General features: G+C 69.6%; 3 protein-coding genes and 2 pseudogenes. 1 reads left to right on the top strand and 4 read right to left on the bottom strand.

Annotated features, from left to right (window positions below):
- Positions 1-132 (bottom strand): annotated as a pseudogene (locus QH270_RS06445) (polyphosphate kinase 2 family protein); the annotation flags it as partial.
- A 62-nt stretch (positions 133-194) separates the two neighbouring features.
- Complete coding sequence (locus tag QH270_RS06440; RefSeq protein WP_280339498.1) at positions 195-692, bottom strand: hypothetical protein; 498 nt, start codon at positions 690-692, stop codon at positions 195-197.
- A gap of 166 nt (positions 693-858) precedes the next feature.
- Here QH270_RS06440 and QH270_RS06435 point away from each other — a divergent pair, with 166 nt between their 5' ends.
- Positions 859-2,025 (top strand): hypothetical protein, encoded by a 1,167-nt coding sequence (locus tag QH270_RS06435; protein ID WP_280339497.1) that lies wholly within the window; start codon positions 859-861, stop codon positions 2,023-2,025.
- Positions 2,026-2,049: 24 nt separating this feature from the next.
- Here QH270_RS06435 and QH270_RS06430 read toward each other — a convergent pair whose 3' ends face one another.
- Complete coding sequence (locus tag QH270_RS06430; protein WP_280339496.1) at positions 2,050-2,523, bottom strand: hypothetical protein; 474 nt, start codon at positions 2,521-2,523, stop codon at positions 2,050-2,052.
- A pseudogene (locus tag QH270_RS06425) lies at positions 2,517-3,074 on the bottom strand (SDR family NAD(P)-dependent oxidoreductase); the annotation flags it as partial. The pseudogene QH270_RS06425 and the gene QH270_RS06430, both read right to left, overlap by 7 nt.
- Positions 3,075-3,277 lie beyond the last annotated feature (203 nt).

The following is a 3,277-nucleotide window of genomic DNA, read 5'->3' as shown; positions in this document are numbered from 1 at the left end:
CACCAGCAGCACGCTGCGCCGATCGCCGGTGCGCCCGTTCGCGAACAACCGCTCCTGCAGGTCGGAAAGCACCAGACCACGCTCGACGAGCAGCTTCCTGCCGAGCTGCTTGTCACCGGTGAAGCCCGGCGTGGTTTGTTTTTTTTATTTTTAATTTGGTGGGGGGGGGGGGGTAACCCCCCCGGCGACCTTTCCTACGCGTTGAGGGTGATCCAGGCCATGCCCGAGAGTTGTTCCAGGTCATGGTGGTTGGGGTAGGTGTCGCTGGTCGCCACGATGGTCGCTTCGACGCGGCCGGGGCCGGGGGCCATGCCCATGCCGGTGATCACGCCATCGGGAGCGTGCTCGACGACGCCGTCGATCACCTTGTGGGACTGACCGTTCGAGACGCCGGTGTCGAGGTTCTTCCACCGCACCGAGACGCGGTAGGGCTCGCAGTTCTGCCCGGTCTGGACGATCTTCACCCGGACTCCGAGCTGGCCCGCCTGGGGTTGGGGCACCGTCTCGGCGTTGATGATGGCCGCGCAGCCGTTGCCCGGGGTCCTGGCGAGGGTCGGGTTGAACTGGACGACTTGGTCGGACGGCAAGGCCGCCGCTGGACTGCTGAACCCGACGAGCGCGGCAACGGCCGCAGCGGCGGCCACCCCGACCTGAACCGAAACCCGTTGTCCTTGTGTGCTTTTCAGACTCATGCTCCGAATTTCGCGACTCGCCCGGAGATCGTTAACCACCATAACGGTCTCAATGCGGCAACGGCGGGTGGAGACTTGGGTCACAGAGTTCTCTTAGTCGCGCGGCACACTGCGCTCACGCTTGCCCAGTAGTGTCCGCCGCGAACCATCGGATGGGAGACAACAGGTGAGCGGACGCAACGGATTCCTGCTGCTCGGCGGGATCTCGGCGGTCGGGGCGGGCGCGGTGCACTTCCTGGCCGCCGGTATGCACACCGACCACGCCACACTGGCACGGCTGATGGTCGTGCTCGCCGCGATTCAGTGCGCGAGCGGGCTGGCGGTGCTGCTGAGCGAGCGCAAGGTCGTCGTGTCGGCGCTGATCGGGGTGAACGCGTTCGCGGTGGCGATGTGGGCGTTCACCCGGTTCGCCGATATCCCCTGGGTCACCGGGCTGACCGCGGAATCACCGGGTGTCGCCGACACCGCGTGCGCCGCACTGGGCGCGCTGGCCGTGCTCGCCGCGAGCGTCGCGCTGTCGCGCCCCGGTGCGACGCTGCCGCCGCTGCGGTCCGGGATCGCGGCCGGCGCGGTCGGCGTGCTCGCGCTGGCGGCGATGCTCAACGGTGTCGGGCACGTGCACAGCCATGGCGGCGACGCGCACGCGGCCGGCGGCGACGGCCATTCGCATGCCGCGGGCGACGACCATGCCGATACCGGCGACGCCTGGCCGCGGCCCTTCGACCCGGTCGCGCCGATCGATGTCTCCGGCGTCCCCGGCGTCACCGCCGAGCAGGAACAGCGCGCGAGCGCCCTGATCCGGACCACCCTCGACAAACTGCCGGCCTTCGCCGATGTCGGCACCATCGGCGCGCTCGGCTTCCGCTCGATCGGTGACGCCGCCACCGGCTACGAGCACTACATCAACACCGGCTACATCCGCGACGACAGCTTCCTCGACCCCGCCCGCCCGGAGTCGCTGGTCTATCGGGTCGACGGGCAGAGCCGCACCCTGGTCTCGGCCATGTACATCGCCAAGGGCAAGACGATCGACGACCCCGCTCTCACCGACTACGCCGGTTCGCTGATGCAGTGGCACGTCCACGACAATCTGTGCTGGAAGGCGGGTGACAACGGGCCCCAGGTCGCGGGAGTCACCGACGCGCAGGGCAACTGCCCGCCGAACTCGATCAACCCCGGCGCGGGTAATCCGATGGTGCACGTGTGGATCGCCCCGCACGAATGCGGCCCGTTCGCGGCGCTGGAAGGCCACGGTGCCGGGCAGGCGGCCACCGACGGTCGGCGCACCGACACGTGCGGCGACGGCCACAGCCATGGCGGCGGACACAAGTAGCGGCCCGAGTCCCGAACGGAGCGCTCAGCGCGGCGACGCCCAGCGACGCAACGCATCGATCGTCGTCTCCGGAGAGGTGTTGAAGCAGAACCGGATTCCCGGGGCGAGCTCGGCCGTGACATTGACCAGGCGCTCGAACAGCAACGTGTGTTCGGGTGCCATCCGGACGCCGGCGCCGATCATCGCGACGCGGAATTCTCCGCCGGCCAGGCACTCACGCAACCGCGCCTCCGCCGCGTCGGGGTCCGCCGGCAGTTGGCAGCTGACGAGATCGAAACCGGCCTCCCGCAAGGCGGATTCGCCCGCGGCGATGCGGGCGGTCAGGGTCGCCTCGTCGAGACCTGGATAGCGGGAGTAGTCGACGGCGCTGGGGTGCAGGCCGATCGAAAGCACCGTGTTCGGATTCTGTTCTGCCACTGTGTCCTCCATTCTCATCAGGGATACGGCGAGGCCCACGCTCGCGAGCAGCGCCGCGAGCAGGATGCCTGCCTTCACCACGGCGCGGCGCCCGCGCGGTCGAAGAAGCCGCCGCTCGGCCCGTCACGGTCGACGGTCGCCATCGCCACGATCGCATCGGTGCCCTCGGTGACGGTCTGGAATCCACTGTGCCCGTTGAGGTCGGTCGCGGTGTAGCCGGGATCGACGGCATTGACCTTCATGGTGTCGAGCTCGCTCGCGTACATGACGGTGAGCATGTTCAGCGCCGCTTTGGTGCTCGGATAGCCGAGGGCCGGTGGCAGCAGGCCGGCCCACTTCGGATCGGTGATGGTCGCGATCGAGCCGACGCCGCTGGAGACCATCACGATCCGCGGCTGCTCCGACAACCGGAGCAGCGGCAGGAACGCGTTGGTCACCCGGATCGGGCCGAAGACGTTGGTCTCGAACACCTCGCGCAGGTCGTCGGGCCCGGTGCCGCTCGGCGCCGTGCGCGGGCCCCCGATACCCGCGTTGTTGATCAGGACGTCGAGGCGGCCCGTCTCGGCGCGCACGCTGGCCGCGGCGGCGGCGACGGAGTCGTCGGAGGTCACGTCCAGCGCGACGAAGCGGACATCGAGCCCGGCCGCGGGGGGGGGGGGGCCGCGGCCGGCCCCATTTGGTCGCGGGTTGGGCCGCGACCCCCCCCACGCCGCTGCACCCCATCACGACCCGCGGCTGCTCCGACAACCGGAGCAGCGGCAGGAACGCGTTGGTCACCCGGATCGGGCCGAAGACGTTGGTCTCGAACACCTCGCGCAGGTCGTCGGGCCCGGTG

Origin of the sequence: Nocardia neocaledoniensis (genome assembly GCF_029868625.1) — a bacterium.
GTDB lineage: Bacteria > Actinomycetota > Actinomycetes > Mycobacteriales > Mycobacteriaceae > Nocardia > Nocardia neocaledoniensis_A.
The sequence above is the reverse complement of the archived record's forward strand: the minus strand, read 5'-3'. Positions and strand labels throughout refer to the sequence as shown.

What these genes read in the sequence shown, in the direction of transcription:
- QH270_RS06440 (WP_280339498.1), bottom strand. Translation starts at nt 692, where the DNA reads ATGAGTCTGAAAAGCACACAAGGACAACGGGTTTCGGTTCAGGTCGGG.